We start from the raw sequence: 24,016 nt of genomic DNA on the forward strand, positions 1-24,016 counted from the left end.
GGTCGGCCCGTTCTCCAGTGTCGTGCAGCGCCCGCGCTTCGGCGCGCGGCCCGCGCGATGGCTGGCTAGCGTGAACAGCGCAACCGTTCACCGGACAGGAGAAGGTCGGGTCATGGCCGTACAGCCTGAAGGAACGCCCTGCTGGGCGGACGCGATGTTCAGCGATGTCGAAGGGGCCAAGAGTTTCTACGGGGACGTGCTCGGCTGGACGTTCGGCGAGGCGTCCTCGGAGTACGGCAACTACACGCAGGCCTTCTCCAACGGCAAGGCGGTGGCCGCCGTCGTGCCACCGATGCCGGGGCAGGAGGGCCAGTCCGCCTGGTGCCTGTACTTCGCCTCGCCGGATGCCGCCGCGACCGCCGCGAAGATCAAGGACCAGGGCGGTGAGGTGCTGATGGAACCGATGCAGGTCGGCGAGTTCGGCACCATGACGCTGGCCCGGGACCCCGGCGGGGCCGTCTTCGGCGTCTGGCAGGCGGGCGTCCACGAGGGCTTCGCGTCGATCGGTGAGCCCGGCGCGTACGCCTGGGCCGAGGTCTTCACCCGCGACACGGAGAAGTCCGACGCGTTCTTCCCGGCCGTCTTCCCCTTCACCGCCCAGCAGGTGCGCGACGACGCCGTCGACTTCCGCGTCTTCAACCTCGACGGGAAGCCGGTCCTCGGCCGGATGAAGATGACGGACGACTTCCCGCCCGAGGTGCCGTCGTACGTCAACGTCTACTTCGCCGTCGAGAACTGCGACGCGGCGGTGGCGAAGGCGACCGAGCGCGGTGCGGTCCTGCGTTTCGGGCCGATGGACAGCCCGTTCGGCCGGTTCGCCGCGCTGAGCGACCCGCAGGGCGCGTCGTTCTCCGTCATCGACATGAAGACGACCGAGGGCGAGATGCCCGAGATGGCGGACGTGTCCTGACGACGGACTCCCGCGCACGGGCGGCACGCGAGCAGACAGCCTCCCCGGCACGCGCGACGCGCGCCTTCCGCCGGTCACCGGCCATCGGCGGCGTGGCGCCGTCCCGGTCGCCGGCGGGGTGGCGCCGCACCGTCACGGCCCGCGCCCGCCGGCCGCCGCGGGGTCCGCGGGGTGCGCCCGCCCCGCGGCCCGTGCGCGGTGTCCCCGCCGGGGCGTGGCATGATCGGGGCCATGCCTGAACGCGTTGTGGCCGCCTGTGACGGGGCTTCGAAGGGAAACCCGGGACCCGCCGGATGGGCCTGGGTCGTCGCCGACGGGGACGAGACCCCGACCCGCTGGGAATCGGGACCGCTGGGCACGGCGACCAACAACGTCGCCGAACTGACCGCGCTGGAACGCCTGTTGACGGCGATCGCGCCGGACGTTCCGCTGGAGATCCGGATGGACTCCCAGTACGCGATGAAGGCCGTCACGACGTGGCTGCCCGGCTGGAAGCGCAAGGGCTGGAAGACGGCCGCGGGCAAGCCCGTCGCCAACCAGGAACTGGTCGCCCGTATCGACGAACTGCTCACCGGCCGCACGGTGGAGTTCCGCTACGTCCCCGCCCACCAGGTCGACGGCGACCGGCTGAACGACTTCGCCGACCGTGCCGCCAGCCAGGCCGCGGTCGTGCAGCAGCCCGCGGGCAGCGACCTCGGGTCCCCGGAGCCGCCCGCGTCACCCGACACCCCGGTCTCCTCCGGAGCGGCCCGCCGCCGTCCCGCGTCCAAGGGGTCCGGTCAGGGCGGGGCGAGCCGGCCGGGCACGTCGAGCCGCACCATCAAGGCCAAGTTCAACGGCCGTTGCGTGTGCGGCCGTTCGTACGCCGCCGGCGAGCTCATCGCCAAGAACGCCCAGGGCTGGGGTCACCCGGAGTGCCGCACCGAGGAGCCGGGCGGCGCCTGACGCTCCGGCGTCCCCGAGACGTGAGTGTCCCTGGGCCGCGGGTGTTCCCGTGCCGCGAGCGTCCCCGCGCCGCAGGCATCGCCGCGCTGCGGGTGTCCCGTGACGCAGACTCGCCGTGCCGCGGGCGTCCCGTGACGTTGGTGATCCCGTGCCTGCCGGGCTGCCGATGACCGGTCGGCCCGCGAAAGGGTCCGCCGGTCACGGGCGCGGCCGGGATCAGGCCGTGTCGAACGTGTAGAACGCGGTGTGGTCGAGCAGATCGGCCGGCCGGGTGTCGTTCCACGGCTTCATCGTCTCGTCGAGGTCGACGACGTCCGGGGTGCCCGCGAGCGGCAGATAGCCGGAGCCGGGGTGACGGCGCTGCCACTCGGCCCACAGCTTGTCTATGAAGGCGTGGTGGAGCCAGAACACCGGGTCGTTGGGGGATACGCCGGTGCCCATCTGACCGCCCACCCAGACATGCACCCGGTTGTGCAGATTGACGCCCCGCCAGCCTTCGAGGTGATTGCGGAAACCGTCCGAGGCGCTGTTCCAGGGCGCCATGTCGTACGTCGCCATGGCGAGCACGGACTCCACCTCGGCGCGGGTCGGCAGTTCCCGGACCCCGTCGCCGAGCGATCTGCGCAGATAAGTCCGGCTGTCGACGCGGACGTTGATCGGCCAGTTGCCGGACGCGGCGGCGAACGGCCCGTCCATCACCCGGCCGTCCAGACTGCGTCCGGTGCCGCCGAGGAAGTCGGGCGCCCACAGCGACGAGCGCGCCGTGCGGTCGCTGCTCCAGTCCCAGTAGGGCAGCGCCACCGAGGAGTCCACGGACTGCAGGGCCCGCTCGAACTCGAGAAGGAACCTGCGGTGCCAGGGCAGGAACGACGGTGAACGGTGGCCCGTGCGCTCGCCGTTGTCGGTGTCGCCCATGATGAAGGCGTTGTGCGTCGTGACCAAGGCGTCGTACTTTCCACTGCGCTTGAGCTGGATCAGCGCGTCGACGAAGCGCCGCTTCTCGTCGGCGGTCAGGCTCGCCTGGTTCTTGCGTACGGTCATGTGCGGGACTCCACGATCTGCTTGCTGGGTGGTTCAGTTGGCGGCGAGGGGCACGAGCGGCGCCCCTTGCAGCTCCACGACGGCGGCGCGGGCGGCGGCGCGCGGGGTGGGCACGGGGGCGTAGTGGCTGACGACGCTGATCCAGCTGCCGTCGGCGTTGCTCATCACGTGCAGCTCCGCGCCGTCGATGAACACGGCGTATCCGGCGCTGTGATGGTGACCGCCCCCGGTGACCGAGCGGCCTTCTATGCGGCGCCCCTGGAAGACCTCGTCGAAGGCTTCCGGGCCGCCGTGGTGGTGCCCGGCCATCGAACGGCCCGAGCCGGCAGGCCCGTTGGGTGACGCGGACGCGGAAGGCGCGGCGAGGATCTGGGCAGCGCCTGCGCCCGCGGCGAGCGCGGCGGCGGCCCCGAGGGCGCGGCGACGAGTGAGCTCCGGCATGCGGAGACCTCCTGTGATCAGTTGTGTTGATGACCCGATATGCCTATCGGATCATCAAACAGCGGGAGAAATCGGCGAATGTCGGTTGGCCGTGATCCGGACAATCGCGCACATGTCGTGCAAGATTGAACGAAGATGATCTTGCTGTCCGGGGTGCTCGCGGTGCGTCGGCGGGCGGAAATCCTCCGGCGGGGAGGTCTCGCGTCGATGATCTTGCGGTCGTGGCCGCCGGCTCGTGGCGTGGCTCACGCCCGTGATCTGGCGCGAACCGTGGGCGGGTCGCCCACTGCTACTCTTCGTGATCAATTGACCGCATTGTGCAACATAGGGGAGTGCGCGTGAAGATCGCGTGCGTCGGTGGCGGACCCGCGAGCCTGTATTTCTCGATCCTGATGAAGCTCCAGGACCCGTCCCACGACATCACCGTCCATGAGCGGAACCCGGCCGGATCGACGTACGGCTGGGGAGTGACCTACTGGGCGGGCCTGCTCGACAAACTGCGTGAGGGCGATCCGGCGTCCGCGCTCGCCGTCAGCGAGAACTCGGTGAGCTGGAGCGACGGTGTCGCCCATGTCGGCGACCGCATGACCGTGCACCCGGGCGACGAGGGATTCGGCATCGGCCGCCGCCGGATGCTCGAACTGCTCGCCGAGCGGGCCCGCTCCCTCGGCGTCAGCGTCGAGTACGAGAGCGAGATCGCGGCCGACCGGCTGCCCGACGCCGACCTCGTCGTCGCCGGGGACGGTGTCAACAGCGCCCTGCGCGAGCGTCACGCCGACCACTTCGGCAGCGAGATCAGCCTCGGGCGCAACTACTACGTCTGGCTCGGCACCACCAAGGTCTTCGACTCCTTCTCCTTCTCCTTCGTGGAGACGGACCACGGCTGGATCTGGTGCTACGCCTACCGGTTCAGCGACGACCGGAGCACCCTCGTCATCGAGTGCTCGCCGCGGACCTGGACCGGCCTGGGGCTCGACGCGGCGAGCGAGGCCGATGGTCTCGCGCTGCTGGAGAAGCTCTTCGCCGGCCTGCTGAACGGGCACGGACTGATCGGCCGGGCGCAGTCCGACGGCACCGCCCAGTGGCTCACCTTCCGCACCCTGACCAACCGGACGTGGCACCGCGGCAACCTCGTCCTGCTCGGCGACGCCGCCCACACCACCCACTACTCGATCGGCGCCGGCACCACCCTCGCCCTGGAGGACGCCATCTCCCTGGCGGGAGCGCTGCGGGAGCACACGGACCTCGAAACCGCGCTCACCCACTACGAGCGGCAGCGCCAGGCGGAGCTCCTGTCGGTACAGAGCGCGGCCCGCCACAGCGCGCGGTGGTACGAGAACCTGCCGCGCTACATCAGCCTTCCGCCGGCGCAGATGTTCGCCCTCCTCGGGCAACGGCACTCACCGTTGCTGCCGTACGTCCCGCCGCAGCTGTACTACCGGATCGACCGCGCGGCCGGGCGGCTGGAGGCGCTGCGCCGCTTCAAGCGCTGGCTCGGACCGAAGGTGGCCCGCGGCGTACAGGCCCGCGCCCGGCGCTAGATTCCCGTCCCGGTGCCCCCGAGGCGCCCCCCGGGCGCCTCGTGAGAAGCGGACCCCGCTTGGGGTGAATGACAATTCACCGCTAAGGTGAATTGTCATTCACCCCTTTGTCGCGTCTACTTCTGGAGTGCCGATGGCGGCTCTGCGCGAGCGCCTCACGATCCCCGTCCTGGCGTTCGGCGGGATTCTCATGGCCGTCATGCAGACGGTGGTCGTCCCGCTGCTGCCCGACCTGCCCCGGCTGACCGGCGCCTCGGCCGGAGCGGTCTCCTGGATGGTGACGGCGACCCTCCTCGCCGGAGCGGTGCTGACCCCCGTCCTCGGCCGCGCCGGAGACATGTACGGCAAGCGGCGTGTGCTGCTCATGGCCCTCGGGATGATGACCGTCGGCTCGCTGATGTGCGCGCTCACCTCGGACATCGGCGTCCTGATCGTGGCGCGTGCGCTGCAGGGCGCGGCGGCCGCCGTGGTCCCGCTGTCGATCAGCATCCTGCGCGACGAACTGCCGCCCGAGCGCACGGGTTCCGCCGTCTCGCTGATGAGCTCCACCGTGGGCATCGGCGCCGCTCTCGGCCTCCCGCTCGCCGCCCTCGTGGTGCAGTACGCCAACTGGCACGTCATGTTCTGGGCGACGACCGCGCTCGGCGTCATCGGGCTGGCGCTGGCCTGGTGGGCGGTGCGCGAGTCGCCCGTCCGGGAGCCGGGCCGCTTCGACACGGTGGGCGCGTTCGGCCTGGCCGCCGGACTGGCGTGTCTGCTGCTCGCCGTGTCCGAGGGCGGCACCTGGGGCTGGTCCAGCCCCAGGATCCTCGGCCTGTTCGCCGCCTGCGTGGTAGTCCTCACGCTGTGGTGGCGACAGCAGCTGCGTACCGAGCGCCCCCTCGTCGACCTGAAGCTGGCCGCCCGTCCGCGTGTCGCCCTGCCGCACATCGCCGCGCTCCTGACCGGCTTCGCCTTCTACGGCAACTCGCTGGTCACGGCGCAGCTGGTGCAGGCGCCGAAGGCCACCGGCTACGGGCTCGGCCTGTCCATCGTGGCGACCGGCCTGTGTCTGCTGCCCGGCGGGGTGACCATGCTGCTGCTCTCGCCCGTCTCGGCGCGTATCTCGGCGACCCGTGGTCCCCGGGTGACGCTGGCCCTCGGCACGGCGATCATCGCCTCCGGCTATGTCCTGCGGATCGCCGACAGCCGCGACCTGTGGATGATCATCGTGGGCGCCACGGTCTGCGCGATCGGCACCACCTTCGCCTACTCCGCGCTGCCCACCCTGATCCTGCGCGCGGTGCCCGCCGGGCAGACCGCGTCCGCCAACGGCGTCAACGTCCTGATGCGCACCATCGGGCAGGCCGTGTGCAGTGCCGCCGTGGCCGCCATCCTGGTGCACCACACGAGCCCCGTGGCAGGCGCTCCGGTGCCGACCCTGCACGGCTATCTGCTGGCCTTCGTCATGGCGGGTACCGTCGCACTGGTGGCCTGTGCCGCCGCACTGTCGATACCCACCGACCGCGCCTCCCGCGAGACCCCGCGCACCGGCCGCCGTACCGGCGCGTCCCGCGACGAGGCCCTCGAAGGAGCTTGAGCACCGTGACCACCCCGCACTCCGGTCTCACGGCGTCCCCCACCGTCCCGGGGCCGGGTGAGCGGCCGGCCGCCGCGGCTCCTCCGCACCGGGAGCCGGAGGCCGCGCCCGCCGCACCCCGCCGCGACGCCGGGGCGAGCAAGGCGGAGATCCTGCGCGCGGCCCGGTATCTGCTGGCCCGGCACGCCCACGCGGACATCACCCTCAAGGCGGTCGCCGACCGGGCGGGGGTGAGCGCGCCGCTGGTCCTCAAGTACTTCGGCAACAAGGACGCGCTGTTCGCCCGCGTCATGTCCTTCGAGTCCGACGCCGACGCCCTGCTGGACGCCCCGCTGGAGGAACTGGGCCGGCACATGGTCCGCCACCTGCTCGAAGGCCAGACCCAGCGCGGTGCCGACCCCGTCCTGCGGATCGTCTTCGCCCCGCTCCAGGGGGAGCAGGGCGAGATACTGCGCGCCAACTTCCGCGCCCAGATCAGCGACCGCCTCGCCCGGCGCCTGAGCGGAGCCGACGCGGGCCTGCGCGCCGAACTCGCCGTGAGCACGCTGCTCGGCCTCGGCGTGATGTACGGCATCGCGCGGGGCCCGCACCTGCGTGCCACGACCATCGACGACATCGTCGACCGGTACGCGCCGGCGGTGCAGGCCCAGCTCGCGCCATGAGCCGGTCGGCCCTCGCGAACGGCCGCAGGGGTCAGTCGACCCCGTCGGGGCGGAACCGGACGCTGATCCTGGGCCCCGCCGCCCGCGCCGTCCTGGGGATCGCGTGCTCCCAGGTGCGCCGGCAGGAGCCGCCCGTCACGATGAGGTCGCCGTGCCCCAGCGGGCGCCGCACGGTTTCCCCGCCGCGGAGAGGCCGCGGCAGGAGATCGCGCGGGGCGCCCACGGACACGATGGCGACCATCGTGTCCTCGCGGGCGCCCCGGCCGATCCTGTCCGCGTGCCAGGCCACACACCGTCGCGGCCGTCCCGGTATTGACGCCCTCACCTGCCCGAGGGCAGGTGATTCCGGTCCGTGCTGCTCCGCAGCACCACCATGGGTTCCTGTTTCACGGGCCTCTGCCGACCGGTGAGGGTCGGTCTTAGGTGGCCTCCGCGGGCCTGACTTCCCGCCCGTCCGGCGGTAGGTCGGACAACTCCGTTGTCCGACAAGGCGAATCCAGCCGTGCCGCTGCGGAATTCGGGTCGCTAACAGGCCGGATGCCCTTCACCTCCACCTTGAAGGGTGGGTACTGGGCAACTGTTCGACAGTGGAGCCCGGTCGTGGTGGACGCCTCGCCCGGTTCCTCGGCGTAGTGCGCCGACAGCGCGTCCCGGGCCTCGTCCAGGACCGGGTGGACGGGTGCCGTGGTCACCAGGGGACGGGGCCCGTCGCGTCGAAGTAGCCGCCGGTCGGTCCGTCCGGGCCGATCCGCGCCATGCGCACGATGATCTCGGCGCCCTCCTCGACGGTCTGCGTTCCGGTGTTGCCGTTCAGGTCGGTGGCGGTGTAGCCCGGCTCCACCGCGTTGACGCGGATGCCGGGGAACGCCTTCGCGTACTGCACGGTGATCATGTTGACGGTGGTCTTGGACGCCGGATAGGCGACGCCCGGGTAGGGGTGGGCCGGGCTCGCGGGGTCGGTGATCCGGGTCAGCGAGGCCAGGCCGCTGCTGACGTTCACCACGACCGGGGCGGCGGACCGCTGGAGCAGGGGCAGGAAGGCGTGGGTGACCCGTACGAGACCGAAGACGTTCGTCTCGAACAGCTCGCGCATCATCCCGGCGGTCATCTCCGCCGCCCCGATCACGCTGTTCCCCTCGCCGCGTCCCTCGATGCCGGCGTTGTTGACCAGGACGTCCAGGCCGCCCTCGGCCTCGACGGTCTTCGCCGCGGCGGTGACCGACGCGTCGTCGGTGACGTCGATGACGACCGCGCGCGCTCCGAGCACCTCGGCCGCGCGCCGGCCGCGCTCCGGGTCCCTGCTGCCCACGTAGACGGTGTGGCCCGCCGCGACGAGCCGGCGGGCGGTCTCGAAGCCGAGGCCCTTGTTCGCTCCGGTGATGAGTGTTGTGGTCATGCGTCCAGAGTCCGGCAGCGCGGCGCGGACAGCCAGGAGTCCGGTCTTCCTGGGACTGCCGGTACCAGGCAGGTCCGAGCGCTGGGGTGCACAGTTGGTGGCATGGCGAACACGGAGTTCGGTCGGACGGTGCGGCGCTGGCGGGACCGGGTCACGCCGGAGGCCGCCGGGCTGCCCGGCGGCGGGAACCGGCGCGCGGCCGGCCTGCGCCGCGAGGAGCTGGCCCTGCTCGCCGGCATCTCGGTCGACTACGTCACCCGCCTCGAACAGGGCCGGGCGGCCCACCCCTCGGAGCAGGTCGTCGAGGCCCTGGGCCGGGCGCTGCGGCTGTCCGGGGCCGAACGCGAGCACCTCTTCCAGGTGGCCGGGCTGGTGCCGCCCGGCCGGGGCATGGTGCCCGCCCACATCACCCCGGGTGTCCACCGGCTGCTCGACCGGCTGAACAGGACGCCCGTGGCGGTGTACGACGCCGCGTGGACCCTGCTGCTGGCCAACCCGCTGTACGCGGCCCTGCTGGGGGATCCCTCCGGGTGGCGCGGCAACGAACGCAACGGCGTGTGGCGCAACTTCGTCGGCCCCGCCGGCCGGGTGCGGCACACACCGAGGGAGCGGCGCGCCTTCGAGGCGACGCTCGCCGCCGACCTGCGCGCCACCGCGAGCCGGTACCCGACGGACCGGCGCCTGACCCAGCTGATCGACGACCTGTGCGCGAACAGCGTGCGGTTCGCGGAACTGTGGGAGTCCGGAGCCGTCGCCCGCCACGACGCGTCCCGCAAGACCATCGACCACCCCCAGGTCGGCACGGTCACCCTGGACTGCGACGTGCTCAGCGTCGCGGGCAGCGACCTGCGGATCATGGTCTACACGGCCGAGCCCGGCACGGAGGACGCCGAACGCGTCACCCTCCTCGGCGTCCTCGGCACCCAGGCCCTCGTGGAGTGAAGTCGCCTACAACACCCCCCGGTCGGCCAGCACTTCGCGGATCACGTGCTCGGCGTTGGCCGCGATCACCGGGTTCGTGCCGCGGTAGTACGGGAGTTGGATCAGGGCCATGGGCGGCCCCGCGCCCAGCCGGCGTCGTCGGCTCCCGCCGACTCCCGGAAGACGGACCGGGCTTCGGCCGGCAGGAGGTTCCAGGCGGGGATGAAGTCGCAGGCCGGATCGCCGGTGCCGAGGGTGCCGAAGTCGAGGACGGCCGCGAGGCGGCCCCCGCGGATCAGGAGGTTCATCGGCATCAGGTCCGAGTGGAGCCACCGCGCCGGGCCCGTCCACGGCGGTGCCGCGAGCGCCTCCTCCCAGGCCGCCGTCGCGGCCCGCGTGTCGATCGTGCCGCGCAGGTTCTCGACCGCCGAGCGCGTCTCGGCGTCCACCGTGGTGAGCGGAACGCCGCGGTAGGCGGTCGGGCCGCCGGGCAGGTCGATCCCGCGCAGGGCGGCGACGAACGCGCCGAGGCCGGCGGCCAGCGCGTACGGGTCGGTGAGGGCGTCGGCCACCGGGAGATCGCCGTCGAGCCAGCGCAGTACGGCCCAGTGCCACGGATAGCCGGCAGCGGGAGTACCGAGGCCCAGGATCTCGGGGACCGGGAACGGGAGCGCCGGGGCGAGCCTCGGCAGCCACGCGTGCTCCTTGGTCACGTCGTCGGCGCCGTCCGCGATACGCGGGAGACGGACGGCCAGGTCGTCGCCGAGACGGTAGAGCGCGTTGACGGTTCCGGCCGACTCCACCCGCTTCAGGGGCAGTTCGGCCCACCGCGGGAACTGCTCGGCCAGCAGGCGTCGTACGAGCGAAGCATCGATCCGTGCCTCGCCGACGTGCATCGGGGCTGCTGACACGGCGGCCTGCTTTCCGGGGAAGAGGGTCGGTTTCCGCCATCCTGCGTCCCGTTCGGACCGCCTCGCAACGTGTTTCGGGCGGCCAGGCAACCTCGCGGACACGATCGTCGTCTTGATCGGCAACGGGCGGACGGCGCGCCGACCTCCAGGAAGCAGTAATTCGCTGATGGAAATCGGACACATTATACCCTTTGTGTATACATGCTGTGTATACGTCGAGTGTATAGCTGGATCGTCGCACGTCACCGCCTTGAAGGAGCCAACTACAGCATCACCACCGGGCCATGACCGTATGCGGACGGACGGTGGCAGACGGAAAGGCATTCATGTACGGCAAGGCCTTCGCCCCGGAGTACCAGGGCGCTTTGACCACCCTGTCGGTGAACTCCTCGCTGACCGACGTCCTCGCGGCGGGCACTGAGCAACTGCGCGCCGCCGAGCGCGCCGGCGCCCACGCCGAGGCCGCCCGCTCGGGCCTCGCGGTCGCCGAGGCGCACCGCCGGCTCGGGCAGGTGTCGGACGCCGACCGGGCCTGGAAGGCGAGTTACCGCACCGCCCGGGAGGCCGGTGACGGATCCGCGATGGCGTGGGCGCTGTGGAGCGGCGGCACGCTGGCCCGCCAGCGCGGAGCGTTCCCGCTGGCGTGGCGGCTGCTGCGGCTCGCCGCCGAACTCGGCGGTCTCGCAGGGGACGTTGTCGTACGCGGCTACTCGCTGGCCGGGATGGCGGAGACCGGCCGCATCCAGGGCGACTACGCGGCCGTGACCGCCCTGCACGAGCAGTTGCTGGCCGAGGCCCGCAAGCGCGGCGAGGCCCGGCACACCGTCTGGGCCCTGGAGGGCATCGCCCAGATCCACCGCAACACCGGCGCGTACGAGCGTGCTTACGCCATGTTCGAGGAGGCGGCCGGGATAGCCGCCCGTGCCGAGGACCGGCGCGGCCACGCCTGGGCGCTGAGGGGCCTCGCCGACATCGTCTCCGTACGGGACGGGGACGTGGAGCGAGCGCTGGAGCTGCTGAGCGAGGCGGAGGTGTCCTGCCGCGCGATGAAACTGTCCGGCGCACTCGCCTACAACCACAAGATGCGCGGCAACGTCCTCTACCGGGCCGGGCGTTACGAGCAGGCCCGTGAGGTCTACGCGGGCGCCCTCGCCGAGTTCGAGGCGATGAGCGAGCCGCGTGGCCGGGCACTGTCCCGGCTCGGACTGGTCAAGTCCCTCGCCCGCCTCGGCCGCGACCACGCCGAAACCGCCGCCGAACTCGACGAGTTGGCCCTGGCGCTGGAGGGCATCGGGCTGCGGCACGCCCGGCAGATGGTCGAACGGGCGCGGACAGAGCTCGGGTTGACGTCCGGGACCGGCGAGGCGGAGGCCGAGTGATGACCTCGACAGCCCTGCACCGCTCGAAAGTCCCGTCAGGCTCGGCCGGTTCGACGGCCGGGGCCGCCCAGTCGCCGCCCACCGCCCCGCAGGTGCTGCGCCGCTGCCGTGAACTCGCCGCCCCCGCCCTGTCGGAGGCGATCGACACGCTGCACCCCTGGGTCGCCGAGATGGCCCGGTACGCGCTCGGCCGCTGCGAGGTCGGCGGCGCGCCCGCCGACCACAGCCAGGGCAAGGGCGTACGGCAGGCGCTGGCCGTCCTCGGGGCGGAAGTCGTCTGCGGCCCGGCCGACGCGGGTGTGCCGGGGGCCGTGGCCGTGGAGCTCGTCCACGTCTTCTCGCTGCTCCACGACGACATCATGGACGGGGACGCGCTGCGCCGCGGTCGCCCCGCCGTGTGGAAGGCGTACGGCACCGGTCCCGCCGTCCTCGCGGGCGACGCGCTGTTCGCGCTGGCCGTGGAGACCGTCGCGATGACTTCCCAAGCCGGTTTCGCCGTACGGCAGTTGACCACGGCTCTGGGTGACCTGGTCCGCGGCCAGGCCGACGACCTGCTGTTCGCCGACCGGCCCTGGACCGGGCCCGGGGCGGTGAGCGCGCGGGAGTACGAGACGATGGCCGAGCGCAAGACCGGTGCGCTGCTCGGCTGCGCGCCGGCGCTCGGCGCCCGGCTGGCGGGAGCGCCGGAACGCACCGTGGCGGTGCTGGACCGCGCCGGACGCCATCTCGGCGTCGCCTTCCAGATCGCCGACGACGTGCTCGGCATCTGGGGCGATCCGTCGGTCACCGGCAAGCCGGTCCACAGCGACCTGCGGCAAGGGAAGAAGACCCTGCCGGTTCTCGCCGCGCTCGGCGCGCCCGGGCATGCCGAACTGGCCGAACTCCTCGCGGCCTCCCACGCTCTCGACGACACGGGCGTCCGCCGCGCGGCGGCCCTCGTCGAGCGGGCCGGCGGTCGCACGGCGGCCGTCCGCGAGGCGCGCCGCCGGCTGGCCGAGGCGGACACGCTCCTCGCGGGCCTGCCGCTCGCCCCGGGGCCCGCGGCCCAACTGCGCACGCTGCTGTCCGCCCTCGCCGACCGCACGATCTGACCCCTGCGCGCGGTGCGACATGGGTCACATACGCGCGCCGATCGACCCCACCAGGCAACCGCCTCATTCCCCCTCACATCTGTCCGGTCGGTGCACTGTTGGTCACTCATCGATCACCGAGAAGCAAACATTTGTAAAGAGATGCCTTGAAAAGCAAGAAAAGGGATCTTCCTCCTTTACATGTACATGAGGAATCGGTGAGGGTGACGAATCGGGGCCCGACAGCCCCCGCGGCGCCCAACAGCGCCGCGCCGTATGGCGGTTGGTGATCCCGGCCGCCCTGTGCAAAGGAACTCAGTGCGTAGACCCCACATACGCCGCGTGGCGATCGCCGTCGCGGTGACGACGGCCGCCACGCTCCCCGGCCCCGCCTTCGCGTCCGCCCCCGACGGGCCCGCCCTCGTGGCGACTTCGGCCTCGTCGCCGGTGGCCGCCGCCAGGGCGGCGGCGTTCGCGCACGCCTCGGCCACCGGTGTCACCCAGGGCGACACCCTTCAGGTCAAGGACGTGATGACGGACCCGGACGGAAAGCAGCACGTCCGCTTCGTCCGCACCCACCAGGGCCTTCCGGTCCTCGGCGGCGACATGGTCGTCCACCTCGGCAAGCGGGGGGAGTACCTGGGTGTGACCCGGGCCGCCGACCACGTGGTGAAGCCGTCCACCGTCGAGGCGAAGCTGACGCCCGAGCAGGCGGAGCGGAAGGCCGAGGCCGTCGCGAAGGGTGACGCGGGCAGCGCCCGGCTCGTCGTGGACGCCCGCGACGGCGCCGCCGCCCTCGCGTACCAGGTGCTCGTCACGGACAGCGGTACCACGGAGGCGGGCGGCTCCAGCACCGTCGTCGTGGACGCCCACACCGGCCGGATCCGCAGCAACACCCCGAACACCGACGAGTTCATATCCCCGTCCCTGGCGGACACCCTCCGCAAGCGGGGCGAGAGCGCGACCCCGCGGACCGGTACGGCCGCCGGGCTGTCCGGGCTCACGAGTGCGGCCGCCGCGGGCCACTACCCGGTCAAGGCCACCGGCAGCGGGGCCTCCCTCTTCGCCGGCAAGGTGGCGCTGACCACCACCCGGACCGCGCGGACCAGCTATCTCCTCAAGGACCCGACCCGGTGGAACACCGAGACCCGGGACGCCAAGGGGCAGGAGCTGGAGTCCTTCGCGCGCGGCAAGACGTTCACCGACGGCGACAACAAGTGGGGCACCGGCACCACGGCCGCCCGGACCACCGCCGCGGTCGACGCCCAGTACGGCATCACCCAGACCCTGGACTTCTACAAGAAGGCCTTCGGCCGCAAGGGCATCAAGAACAACAGCGCCGGCGCCCGGGGCATGGTCCACTTCGGCAACAAGGTCGGCAACGCCTTCTGGGACTCGACGTGCGGCTGCATGCTGTACGGCGACGGCGACGGCGATCTGTTCAAGAAGCCGCTGGTCGTCCTCGACGTCACCGGTCATGAACTGACCCATGGCGTGGTCGACGCCACGGCCGCCCTCGAACCCACCCGCGTGGACCAGGACGGCAACCAGTACGGCGAGCCCGGCGCCCTGAACGAGTCGCTCGCCGACATCTTCGGCTCGAACGTCGAGTTCTCGGCGAACAACCCGAAGAACCCGCCGAACTACCTGGTGGGGGAGAAGCTGGGGCTCGCCCAGAAGTTCCTGCGCCGCCTCGACCACCCGTCCCTCGACGTGCTCGAGCGGACCATCGACTACTGGTCGCCCGCCGCCTACGACACCGAGGTGCACGCCGGCTCCGGTGTGTCCTCGCACGCGTACTACCTGCTCGCCGAGGGCAGCGGCCGCAAGACGATCGGCGGCGTGACCTACGACTCGCCGACGTACGACGGTTCGCAGGTGACCGGGATCGGCCGCGCCAAGGCCACCGCCATCTTCTACCGGGCGCTCACCCGTTACATGGTCTCCACGACCGACTTCCATGACGCGCGCACGGCCACGCTCAAGGCCGCCGCCGACATGTACGGGGCGAACAGCACCGAGTACAAGGCGGTGGACACGGCCTGGGCCGCCGTCAACGTCACGGTCGCCGACACCCCGGCCGCCGACCACTGACGGACAGCCCTGACAGACGACCGAAGGGTGCCCCGCCGGACGGCGGGGCACCCTTCGCCGTTCCCCGGATCAGTGCTGCTGCGTCTTCTGCGGTGTCGCCTCACTGGGACGTACGACGACGTAGCCCTCGCCCTCCAGCTTCAGCTGCACGGCCTCGCCCGAACCCCCTCGGATCATCGATCCGATCGACTGCGAGCGGTGCAGCGAGGTCCGCAGATGTGCCGTCCAGCCGACGACCGCGTCGGTGTCGACGAAGACCGGCTGGTGCTGCGAGACCGGAATGACCAGCGGGTTGCCCTCGCAGATAAGACCCAGGCTGCCGTGGCCGGTGAAGACGCTGTTGAACAGACCGCCGCCGGTGATGCCCGCGCCTTTCACGGTCTTTATCTCGTACGACAACGACGCGTCGAAGCACAGGACGTTGCGGCCGTTGACCGTGAACACATCGCCGGGCTCGATGCCCACGATGAAACAGTTCTGCGCCTCGTGCGCGAACCAGGCCTCGCCCTGCCCGCGTACGGCCATCAGCGGAAGTCCCTCACCGGTGACCGCCCGCTTGAGCATGCCGCCCACGCCCTGGCCCTTGCGCTCGAACTGGAGACTGCCCCGGTAGGCGACCATCGCGCCCTGGCGCGCGAACATCTCGCCCTGGACGGCGTACTTGATGGACTTGGCGTTCTGGACGGTCATGCCCGCCGCGACCGCGGGCTGCACCATGTGGTCACTGGAGAAGAGATCGCTCTGCATGCGGGCATCCTGTCGCGGAGGGTGACGCTCCGCCAGAGGCGTGGCGATCTTGCGACACGCGGTGACCGAGTCGCGACACGCGGAAGGCCGGCCCGGGTCGACCGGACCGGCCCACAAGGGAGTTGTCAGGCGGCTTCGGACGCGCCGACGTGGCTGTGCAGACGGTTCACGACCTCGGCGATCTGAGCGGCGACCTCGGCGTCGTCGACCGGGTGCGTCTCCGCGAAGCGGACCACGGAGCCGGGGACGGAGAGCTTGACGTCCTCCAGGACGGTGCCGCCGGCGATGCCCACGGCCTTGCGCGCCTCGTCCTGCGCCCAGACGCCGCCGAACTGGCCGTACGCGGTGCCGACCACGACGACCGGCTTGCCGGTGAAGGCACCCGCGCCGTACGGACGGGACAGCCAGTCGATGGCGTTCTTGAGGACGGCCGGGATGGTGCCGTTGTACTCCGGCGAGAAGAGCAGGAAGGCGTCGGCGCCGTTGGCCGCCGCGCGCAGCCGGGCGGCGGGGGCGGGCACGTTGCCCTCGACGTCGATGTCCTCGTTGTAGAAGGGGATCTCGGCGAGGCCCTCGAAGAGCTCGACCTCGGCACCCTCCGGGGCGACCTTGACGGCCGCCTCGGCGAGCTGACGGTTGTGGGAACCGGCGCGCAGACTGCCGACGAGCGCGAGGATGCGTACGGACATGGATATCTCCCGAAGCTGGAAACGCTGAACCGATGAAATACTGCCGCAACAAAACGGACCGAGGTCCGCTTAAAGGTGTACCACCGAAGCGGACCGCAGTCCAGTTGACCCTGTTGCCGTTACGCTGGCGCCATGTCCCATCCACTTCCGCCGTTTCCGAAGCGACCGGAATCCGCCGACGAGCCCGTACTGATGGAGCTCACCGCCCCTGATGACGCCCCGCTGCGCGCCGACGCCGCCCGCAATCGCGCGCGGCTCCTGGAGGCTGCCGCCCGGCTGGTCGAGGAGCAGGGAGTGGCCAGGCTCACGATGGAAGGCGTCGCATGCGCGGCGGCGGTGGGCAAGGGGACCGTCTTCCGGCGCTTCGGCGACCGCACCGGTCTGCTGATGGCGCTGCTCGACCACACCGAGCAGCGTTTCCAGACCGCCTTCATCAGCGGTCCGGCCCCGCTCGGCCCCGGCGCGTCCCCGGTGGAGCGGCTGCACGCCTTCGGATGCTACGTCCTGCGCCAGACCTCCGAACAGCTCGACCTGTACCTCGCCGCCGAGCCCGAGGTCACCCGCCGCTTCACCTCCGCGCCGTACCGGGTCCGCTTCATGCATGTGTGCATGCTGCTGCGACAGGCGGGCCCGGGCTCGGGCGCGGACACCGAGCTCGTCGCCCAGACCCTGATGGGATACCTGGACCCCGCCTTGATCGGTCATCTCACCCGCCAGCGCGGTATGTCGCAGGAGCGCCTCGCGACCGGCTGGCGCGACCTGGTGGACCGCAGCGTCGGCCCGCTTCCCGCCCCGCCCGCTGCCTAGCGCCGCCCCCCGGTGCAGGCGGACAATGGATCCATGGGGCATCGCCTCGAGGACATGAGCGCACCCGCCCGGCTGGCCGGCCCGGACGAGGGCGTCAGCGCCGAGGAGCTGGCTCTCGCCGCCCGGAACCACGGACTGCCGCTGGAGGCCCTGCGGTACGAGGTCACACCGCCGGGGCTGCACTATGTGCTGACGCACTACGACATCCCGTACGCGGAAGAGGTTTCCTGGCGGCTCCTTGTCGGCGGGCGGGTGCGGCGCCCGCTGCTGCTCCCGGTCGACGAACTGAAGGCGTATCCCGCGGTCAGACAGCGGGTGACCATGGAGTGCGCGGGCAACGGGCGGGCCCTGCTGACACCCCGCCCGGTGAGTCAGCCGTGGCTGGTCGAGGCGGTCGGGACGGCCGAGTGGACGGGAGTGCCGCTGCGGGTGCTGCTCGCCGAGGCCGGGGTCGAACAGGGTGCCGTGGACGTGGTGTTCACCGGCGCGGATCACGGGGTCGAGCGCGGGGTCGAGCAGGACTACCAGCGTGCCCTACCGCTGGAGGTGGCACGCGGCGACGAGCCCGAGGTGCTGGTGGCCTACGCGATGAACGGCGCCCCGCTGCCGCCGCAGCACGGGCAGCCCCTGCGACTCGTGGTGCCGGGCTGGTACGGGATGGCGCATGTGAAATGGCTCCGGGAGATCACGGTGACGAAGACGCCGTTCCGGGGATTCCAGCAGGCCGTGGCCTACCGGCTGCGGCAGGACGCCGGCGACGAGGGCGAACCGGTCACCCGGATCGCCCCGCGCGCCCTGCTGGTCCCGCCGGGCTTCCCCGACTTCATGTCGCGTGAGCGGGCGGTCCGGCCGGGCACCGTCACCCTGACGGGACGGGCCTGGTCGGGGCGTGCGCCGGTGACCGGGGTCGAGGTCAGCACGGACGGGGGGCGCTCCTGGTACCCGGCCGAACTGGACCGGGCGAACGCGCATCGCTGGGCCTGGCGCGCGTGGCACTTCACCTGGACCGCGATCCCCGGCCGCCATGTCCTCAGCGCGCGTGCCACCGACGCCGAGGGCCACACCCAGCCGCTCGACCAGCCCTGGAACCGGGGCGGCTTCGAGAACAACCTCGTCCAACGGGTCCCCGTGCTCTGCCTGGATGCCGACGGCGAGATGTGATGCCGTGGCGGCGTGCGGCGCGTGACGTCCACGAGGACCCGGTCACCAAGGGATGGGGGGCAAGTCCCGAGCGGGACCTGCCCCCCATCCCGTCCTCGGCGGAAATCCCGTCAGTTGAACGGGTCCAGCGTGACGAAGGCCTGCTGCGGATTGCCGTCGTTGACGAGGGACTCGTGGTTGCCGACGTCGTCGAACGCGAACGCGTAGGCCTTGCCGTCGGCCATCTGCGCGTGGAGGTTGCGGGCGTACTGGTTGGTCACCGCGTCCGCGTAGAAGTTGGCGGAAGTGGTGTCCGGCTGGCTGGGGTTGGTCAGCAGCGTGGTGCGGTTGAAGCCCGCGCACAGGGTGCGTGAAATGGGGCCGCGCACGAGGTCGTTGGGCGCGTCGAGCAGTTTGTAGCAGCCGAAGATGCTGTCCGCGTCGGGCTTCTGGAAGCTGGTGACGACAGCTCCGGAGCTGTTGGTGAAGTTCATGACGTTGCCGGAGACCCGGCCGAAGTACTTGGTGTTCGGCTGGTCACCGAACGGTGTCACCGTCAGGGTCGACGAACTGTACTTCTGCCAGACGCGGTTGATGTAGTCGTCCATGACCGTGGCCGGAAGCGCGCCCGACTCGATGCCGTGCCCCGGGGCGAGCGCCCGCAGGACCGTGCCGTCGGACCGGGTCTGGATGAGGTTCGCCCAGCCGCCCGGCTGACTGCGCAGCGCGTTGTAGAAACCGTTGTAGCCACCGGCCTTGAGGTGACCGGTGCTCTTCGTGGTCCCGTCGGCGAGCTTGACCCCGACGGCGTACGGAGCGGAGAACATGTCGACCTGGGTGCTGTTGAGCCACAGGCCGGAGTCGTTCAGCGTGTACTCGGACCAGTTGAAGAGGATGTTGTGGTTCGGGTCGCTCGGATTCTGCACGGCCGGCTGCACGAGACCGCCGGTCGTCACCCGGAAGTCGAGCTTCTGCCCGAACGAGAAGTAGATCCGTCCGGAGAACTTGGGGAGCTGGATCGTCTTCGACTGGCCGTTGGCCGGTCCCGCGATCGACGCGTCGGGCGCGGGCGTCGGAGGATTGCCGCCCACGGGCCACGCGTGGAAGGTGCCGTTCGCGTCGGCCCAGCCCTGCTTCCCCGTCGAGAGCTGCGTGCCGAGGTCGTATACGTAGACCTGTTCGCTGCGGCCGGAGTTGTTCGTGAACGTGAGGGGGATGGTCGCCGGGACAGCGGCTTCGGCACGGGAGGGCGCGCCGAAGGTGAGCAATGCCGCGGAGAGCGTGGCCGAGGCCAACGCCCAAGCCGGCCATCTGGTGTGTACGCGCACTCTCTGCCTCCTTGATGTGGGGGTTCAGCGAGGTGGAATACCGCGGACGGGAATCGTCCGCTTCCTCTTGAGAGCGCTCTCAGAATTACGCTCGGGTGACGTGCGTGTCAACGATTCACGCAAAGTTGGTCCGGTCCAACTTGCCGGTGCCGATGGTGAGTTCGGGCGAGATGCGGGTCCGGGCCGCCCTTCCCCGCGTCCGACGACCAGGCCTGACCCCTCGTGCGCAGGGTCTCGGCGGCGCGAGCGCGACGCAGACGGTTCGTTCGCGGTCGTCGCCCATGGCCCTTTGCCGTCAAGGGGGTTGACCGCGAAAAGCCTTCACTGGTTCAGTGGCTCATCCACTCATCCACTCATCCACTCAGCCACTTGCCCGGAGGGGGAAACGTGGAGGCTCTGCCGCGCGAGACCATCGTGGACGTCCTGGAGAACCGGCTGCGCACGGACATACTCGACGGCCGTCATCCGGCGGGGAGTTACCTTCCCCCCGAGCGACGGCTGGCCGACGGGTACGGCGTCACGCGCACCACGCTCAAGCACGCCTTCGGACGGCTCGTGCAGGCCGGGCTGCTGGAGACGCGGCACGGAGTCGGGACCCGGGTGCGGGACTACGCCCGGCTCGGCGGGGCGGATCTCCTTCCCATGCTCGTGCGGCACGACGCCGGCTGGGTGCGCGAGGTGTTCGAAGTGCGGCGCGGGGTGGGCGCGTTGATCGCCGAGCGGGCCGCCGAGCGCGGCACCCGCGTACAGCGGGCCGAGTTGAGCGCGCTGCTCGCGGCCGTACGGCGTGCCGAGGGCGCCGACGCGGTGCAGCTGGCCGATGTGGAGGTGCACCGCGCGCTGGCCCGCGCCACCGGCAACCGCGTCTACGTCCTGCTGACGAACACGCTCTTCAACGCCTACCTGCCGGTCCGGTCCCTGCTGAAGGGACCCTTCATCGACGCGGAGGCCGCCCACGAGCGGCTGGCGCCGCTCGTGGAGGCCGTGACCGCGGGGGACGCCCGGCGAGCGCACGCGGCGGCCGACGACTACCTCCGGGTCACCGAGCGCATCATGCTGGAGGGCCTCGCGTGAGGGGCACGGTGTTCACCGAGACGCTGCTCGGCACGGTCCGCCTCGACGGCGAGCCGGGGGAGCGGCGCATCCGGCTCGACCTGCGCGCCGCCGCCGACCGGGTCCTGCGCCCGCACCGGACGACACCGGCCCGCCTGGCCGGCCGGGTGCGGATCGCCGGACACGCCGACGACCGCTGCGTCGAGGGCGAGCTGGAGGTGTCGCCCATCGCCCGGCGGCGCATCCGCTACCGGCTCACGTTCACCGCCGGCGGGCGCCGTCTCACCCTGGACGGCTGGAAGTCGGTGACCCCGCGCCGGCCGATCGCGTCGATGACCGTGCTGCCGTTCACCGTGTACGAGGGCGGCGCACGGGTGGGCGAGGGCGTCCTGCGCTTCCCCTTGGCCACCGGCCTCGCCCCCTTCCTGCTCAGCTTCCGCTTTCCGCGCCGCGAGAACCCCGCGGAACACCTGGCCCCGCGATGGAACGGCGCCCCCGGCCGCACCGAGGTCTGGTACACCACCCTCACCGACCCGGCGAGCGGCACCGGAGTCTGGCTGCACCACGAACTCACCGCACCCGCCGACGGATCCGAGCCGTTCGCCCACGGCTGGGCCGCCGTGTTCCCCCGCGAGGGCGAGGTACGGCACGCCCGCTTCGGGCCCGTCCCCTGGACCCGGCCGACGGACGGATTCGCGACCGACGGCGTGACATGCACCGCCGGGCAACTGACCGGTAGTGCGGGCGACTTCCGCTGGAAGCTCGCCGAACGGCCCCAGGGACCACCGCTGTTCACCTTCCCCCGCTGGTCATGGCGTCACCCCGTGCTGCCCGCCGCCCAGATGCTCCCGGCCGCCCGCGCCACGTACGAAGGCGAATTCTCGTACGGGGGAACGACCTTGGACCTGCGCGGCGCACCCGGCGCCACGGCCCGGATCTACGGGCACGGCAACGCGCACCGGTGGACCTGGCTGCACGCCGACCTCGGCGACGGAGACGTCCTGGAGATCGTCGCCGCCGTGTCCACCCGGCCCGCCCTGCGACGGCTGCCCCCGCTCGTCTTCCTGCGCCTGCGCCGGAACGGTCGTACCTGGCCGCGGCGACCGGAGCGTTCCGCGATCGGCCGGCTGGGGCTCGGACGCTTCCGGGCCGCGTTCGGCCTGCCCGAGTGGACGGTCACGGGCCGGACGGCAATGCGCCGCATCCGCGTCGAGGTGAACCAGCCCGCGGAGCGGACCCTCACCCTCGAGTACCGCGACCCGGACGGCACCCGCGCGGTGTGCCGCAACAGCGAGTCCGCCGACGCCCGGATCGTCCTGGAACGCTGGTGGGGCCACTGGCGCCCGGAAGCCTCCTGGGTGCTGGACGGCACCGCGCACGCCGAGGCGGGCGGACGATGACCGCCGCCGGACTCGTCGCCGCGCTCCTCGCCGACGAGGGCGACGCCGAGTGGGCCGCCCGCGTGCCGCACCGCCTCGACTCGGTGCTCGCCGCACTGCCCCGGCCCGCCCGCGCCGGGATGCGTACCGCCGTCGCCGCCCTGGACACGTACGCCGTGGCGCGTACCGGAAGACGACTGGCGGCCCTCGGCCCCGACGAACGCGAGGACGTGCTCCGCTCGCTGGCCGCACGCCCCCGGCTCGCGCCGCTCCTCGACCTCCTCAAGGTCCCCGTGCTGCTGGCCGCGGGCACCGAACGGATGCCGGTCCCGCCCGCCCCCGCGCCCGCCCCGGTGGATCCGCCCCTCGACTGCACCCCGGCGGAGGAATGGCCCGCCCGCGGCACCGCCGACGTGGTCGTCGTCGGCTCCGGCGCGGGCGGCGCGATGGCCGCACGGACCTTCGCGCGCGCCGGACTGAGCGTGATCGTCCTGGAGGAGGGCCGGCACCACTCGACCGCTTCCTTCGGCCGCCGGGCACCGCTCGACCGGTTCGCCGAGCTGTACCGGGACGGCGGCGCCACGGTGGCCGTCGGCAGTCCGCCGATCCTGCTGCCGGTCGGCCGTGCCGTCGGCGGCACCACCGTGGTCAACTCCGGTACCTGCTACCGGACTCCGGACCATGTCCTGGAACGCTGGAGCAGCGCGTTCGGGTTCGGGCTCGCCGACCGCTTCGGGCCCTGCCTCGACGAGACCGAGCGAACCCTGCGCGTGGCACCCCAACCCCTCGACGTCCTCGGCGACAACGGCCTCCTCGCCCTCGCCGGCGCCGAACGCCTCGGCTGGCGGGCCGCCCCGCTGCGCCGCAACGCCCCCGGCTGCAAGGGCTCGTGCCAGTGCGTGGTGGGCTGCCCCACCGGCGCCAAACAGAGCGTGCAACTGTCCGTCCTGCCCGACGCCTGTGCCGCCGGCGCCCGGATCGTCACCGGCGCACGGGTCCGCCGCATCCTGCTGGACCACGACGTGCCGGGCCCGCCCCGCGCCGCCGGAGTCCGGGTCCGCCGCCTGGACGGCAGCGAACTGGAGATCCTCAGCCCCCTCGTCGTGACGGCGGCCGGGACCCTGCAGACACCGCCCCTGCTGCGCCGCTCGGGTCTCGGCGGGCACCCCCGTCTGGGCCGCAACCTCAGCGTGCACCCGGCCACCAGCGTCGCCGGACGCTTCGCCGAGCCGGTGACGGCCTGGCGCGGCGTGCTGCAGAGCGTCGGCGTCGAAGAACTGCACGCCCGCGGGATCCTCGTCGAGGCGACCGCGAGCCCGCCCGGCATGAGCAGCTTCGTCCTGCCCGGCCTCGGCCGGGAACTGCGGCGCGAACTGGAGGACGCGGACCATCTGGCGACCCTCGGAGCCATGATCGCCGACCGCCCGTCCGGGCAGGTCCGGGGCCGGGAACGGACGCTCGTCCGCTATGACCTCGACCCCCGCGACGGCGACCGGCTGATGACCGCCGTACGCGCCATGGGCCGCCTGCTGTTCGCCGCAGGGGCGGAGGAGGTTCTCACCGGAGTCCCCGGCGCGCCCCGCGCCCGCTCGCTCGACGCGCTCGACGAACTGCTCGCCTCGGTGGGCGCCCGCGATCTCCATGTGTCGGCGTTCCACCCGACCGGCACGGTGGCCGCGGGCGCCGATCCGCAGCGGGCCCCCGCCGACCCCGAAGGCAGGCTCCGCGGCGTCCGCGGAGTCCTCGTCGCGGACGGCTCGGTCCTGCCGGGCTGCCCGGAGGTCAACCCGCAGCTGAGCATCATGGCGGCGGCCCTGGCCATCTCGGACGCGTGGCTCGACGGAGCGCGGCACGGGGGCTGACGTGCCGGGCGCCCACCCCAATGGGCCCCCGCAGTTCGCCCTCACCCTGCGCGGCACGGAGCATGGGGGAGTCCGTACGGCAGGAAAAGGACGAGCCCCCGTGCCCCGTACGGCAGGAAGA

General features: G+C 72.0%; 20 protein-coding genes and 2 pseudogenes. 14 read left to right on the top strand and 8 right to left on the bottom strand.

All coding sequences use genetic code 11. From position 1 onward, the window contains the following. The first annotated feature begins 112 nt into the window (after positions 1-112). A complete protein-coding gene (locus ACZ6KY_RS21180) occupies positions 113-910 on the top strand; it encodes a VOC family protein (RefSeq protein WP_469311821.1) in 798 nt (265 codons plus the stop codon). A 219-nt stretch (positions 911-1,129) separates the two neighbouring features. After that, the gene (locus tag ACZ6KY_RS21185; protein ID WP_469311822.1) at positions 1,130-1,855 is read left to right on the top strand and encodes a ribonuclease H family protein; all 726 of its coding nucleotides are present in this window, start codon (positions 1,130-1,132) and stop codon (positions 1,853-1,855) included. Positions 1,856-2,071: 216 nt separating this feature from the next. Here the strand turns inward: ACZ6KY_RS21185 and melC2 are convergent, their stop codons facing one another. Beyond that, a complete protein-coding gene (gene melC2, locus ACZ6KY_RS21190) occupies positions 2,072-2,896 on the bottom strand; it encodes a tyrosinase MelC2 (RefSeq protein WP_469311823.1) in 825 nt (274 codons plus the stop codon). Positions 2,897-2,929: 33 nt separating this feature from the next. Then, a complete protein-coding gene (gene melC1 / locus ACZ6KY_RS21195; RefSeq protein WP_469311824.1) occupies positions 2,930-3,337 on the bottom strand; it encodes an apotyrosinase chaperone MelC1 in 408 nt (135 codons plus the stop codon). Positions 3,338-3,675: 338 nt separating this feature from the next. On the opposite strand from melC1, the gene ACZ6KY_RS21200 reads away from it, so the two are divergent. The 3 genes from ACZ6KY_RS21200 to ACZ6KY_RS21210 all read left to right on the top strand — a co-directional run bounded on the left by ACZ6KY_RS21200 (position 3,676) and on the right by ACZ6KY_RS21210 (position 7,119). Beyond that, positions 3,676-4,878 (top strand): FAD-dependent monooxygenase, encoded by a 1,203-nt coding sequence (locus ACZ6KY_RS21200; RefSeq protein WP_469311825.1) that lies wholly within the window; start codon positions 3,676-3,678, stop codon positions 4,876-4,878. Between the two features lie 133 nt (positions 4,879-5,011). Then, positions 5,012-6,457, top strand: a complete 1,446-nt coding sequence (locus tag ACZ6KY_RS21205) for an MFS transporter (RefSeq protein ID WP_469311826.1) — start codon at positions 5,012-5,014, stop codon at positions 6,455-6,457. A 149-nt stretch (positions 6,458-6,606) separates the two neighbouring features. Next, a complete protein-coding gene (locus ACZ6KY_RS21210) occupies positions 6,607-7,119 on the top strand; it encodes a TetR/AcrR family transcriptional regulator (RefSeq protein ID WP_469311869.1) in 513 nt (170 codons plus the stop codon). Between the two features lie 31 nt (positions 7,120-7,150). Here ACZ6KY_RS21210 and ACZ6KY_RS21215 read toward each other — a convergent pair. Beyond that, positions 7,151-7,431: pseudogene (locus ACZ6KY_RS21215) on the bottom strand (alpha-ketoglutarate-dependent dioxygenase AlkB); the annotation flags it as partial. A 376-nt stretch (positions 7,432-7,807) separates the two neighbouring features. Continuing rightward, the gene (locus ACZ6KY_RS21220) at positions 7,808-8,515 is read right to left on the bottom strand and encodes an SDR family NAD(P)-dependent oxidoreductase (RefSeq protein ID WP_469311827.1); all 708 of its coding nucleotides are present in this window, start codon (positions 8,513-8,515) and stop codon (positions 7,808-7,810) included. A 102-nt stretch (positions 8,516-8,617) separates the two neighbouring features. On the opposite strand from ACZ6KY_RS21220, the gene ACZ6KY_RS21225 reads away from it, so the two are divergent. Then, complete coding sequence (locus ACZ6KY_RS21225) at positions 8,618-9,457, top strand: helix-turn-helix transcriptional regulator (protein WP_469311828.1); 840 nt, start codon at positions 8,618-8,620, stop codon at positions 9,455-9,457. Between the two features lie 6 nt (positions 9,458-9,463). Here ACZ6KY_RS21225 and ACZ6KY_RS21230 read toward each other — a convergent pair. Continuing rightward, positions 9,464-10,332: pseudogene (locus ACZ6KY_RS21230) on the bottom strand (aminoglycoside phosphotransferase family protein). A gap of 341 nt (positions 10,333-10,673) precedes the next feature. On the opposite strand from ACZ6KY_RS21230, the gene ACZ6KY_RS21235 reads away from it, so the two are divergent. The 3 genes from ACZ6KY_RS21235 (at position 10,674) to ACZ6KY_RS21245 (ending at position 14,890) form a co-directional block, all read left to right on the top strand. Further along, positions 10,674-11,726 (top strand): tetratricopeptide repeat protein, encoded by a 1,053-nt coding sequence (locus tag ACZ6KY_RS21235; protein WP_469311829.1) that lies wholly within the window; start codon positions 10,674-10,676, stop codon positions 11,724-11,726. Beyond that, positions 11,726-12,817, top strand: coding sequence for a polyprenyl synthetase family protein (locus ACZ6KY_RS21240; protein ID WP_469311830.1), 1,092 nt, complete (start codon positions 11,726-11,728; stop codon positions 12,815-12,817). The genes ACZ6KY_RS21235 and ACZ6KY_RS21240 overlap by 1 nt, the downstream gene beginning before the upstream one ends. A gap of 297 nt (positions 12,818-13,114) precedes the next feature. Then, positions 13,115-14,890 (top strand): M4 family metallopeptidase, encoded by a 1,776-nt coding sequence (locus tag ACZ6KY_RS21245; RefSeq protein ID WP_469311831.1) that lies wholly within the window; start codon positions 13,115-13,117, stop codon positions 14,888-14,890. A gap of 69 nt (positions 14,891-14,959) precedes the next feature. On the opposite strand, the gene ACZ6KY_RS21250 is transcribed toward ACZ6KY_RS21245, so the two are convergent. Beyond that, positions 14,960-15,637 (bottom strand): AIM24 family protein, encoded by a 678-nt coding sequence (locus ACZ6KY_RS21250; protein ID WP_469311832.1) that lies wholly within the window; start codon positions 15,635-15,637, stop codon positions 14,960-14,962. A gap of 125 nt (positions 15,638-15,762) precedes the next feature. Further along, positions 15,763-16,326 carry an NAD(P)H-dependent oxidoreductase gene (locus ACZ6KY_RS21255; protein ID WP_469311833.1) on the bottom strand — a complete coding sequence of 188 codons (564 nt, stop codon included), beginning with the start codon at positions 16,324-16,326 and terminating at the stop codon, positions 15,763-15,765. A gap of 132 nt (positions 16,327-16,458) precedes the next feature. Between ACZ6KY_RS21255 and ACZ6KY_RS21260 the strand changes: the two genes are divergently transcribed. Together ACZ6KY_RS21260 and ACZ6KY_RS21265 are read left to right on the top strand one after the other, a co-directional pair. After that, a complete protein-coding gene (locus ACZ6KY_RS21260) occupies positions 16,459-17,133 on the top strand; it encodes a TetR/AcrR family transcriptional regulator (protein WP_469311834.1) in 675 nt (224 codons plus the stop codon). A 33-nt stretch (positions 17,134-17,166) separates the two neighbouring features. Further along, positions 17,167-18,294: a sulfite oxidase gene (locus tag ACZ6KY_RS21265; RefSeq protein WP_469311835.1), complete on the top strand. Its 1,128-nt coding sequence runs from the start codon at positions 17,167-17,169 to the stop codon at positions 18,292-18,294. 110 nt (positions 18,295-18,404) lie between these two features. Here ACZ6KY_RS21265 and ACZ6KY_RS21270 read toward each other — a convergent pair whose 3' ends face one another. Then, a complete protein-coding gene (locus tag ACZ6KY_RS21270; RefSeq protein ID WP_469311836.1) occupies positions 18,405-19,601 on the bottom strand; it encodes a glycoside hydrolase family 64 protein in 1,197 nt (398 codons plus the stop codon). A gap of 387 nt (positions 19,602-19,988) precedes the next feature. Here ACZ6KY_RS21270 and ACZ6KY_RS21275 point away from each other — a divergent pair, with 387 nt between their 5' ends. From ACZ6KY_RS21275 to ACZ6KY_RS21285, 3 genes are read left to right on the top strand one after another with little or no spacing between them, the layout of a single operon-like run. After that, entirely contained in the window at positions 19,989-20,675 is a 687-nt protein-coding gene (locus ACZ6KY_RS21275; RefSeq protein WP_469311837.1) for a FadR/GntR family transcriptional regulator, read from the top strand. Beyond that, positions 20,672-22,054, top strand: coding sequence for a hypothetical protein (locus ACZ6KY_RS21280; protein ID WP_469311838.1), 1,383 nt, complete (start codon positions 20,672-20,674; stop codon positions 22,052-22,054). Before ACZ6KY_RS21275 ends, ACZ6KY_RS21280 begins: the two co-directional genes overlap by 4 nt. After that, positions 22,051-23,895: a GMC family oxidoreductase gene (locus ACZ6KY_RS21285; protein ID WP_469311839.1), complete on the top strand. Its 1,845-nt coding sequence runs from the start codon at positions 22,051-22,053 to the stop codon at positions 23,893-23,895. Before ACZ6KY_RS21280 ends, ACZ6KY_RS21285 begins: the two co-directional genes overlap by 4 nt. The last annotated feature ends 121 nt before the right edge of the window (positions 23,896-24,016 follow it).

Source organism: Streptomyces sp. NPDC042002 (assembly GCF_055588305.1).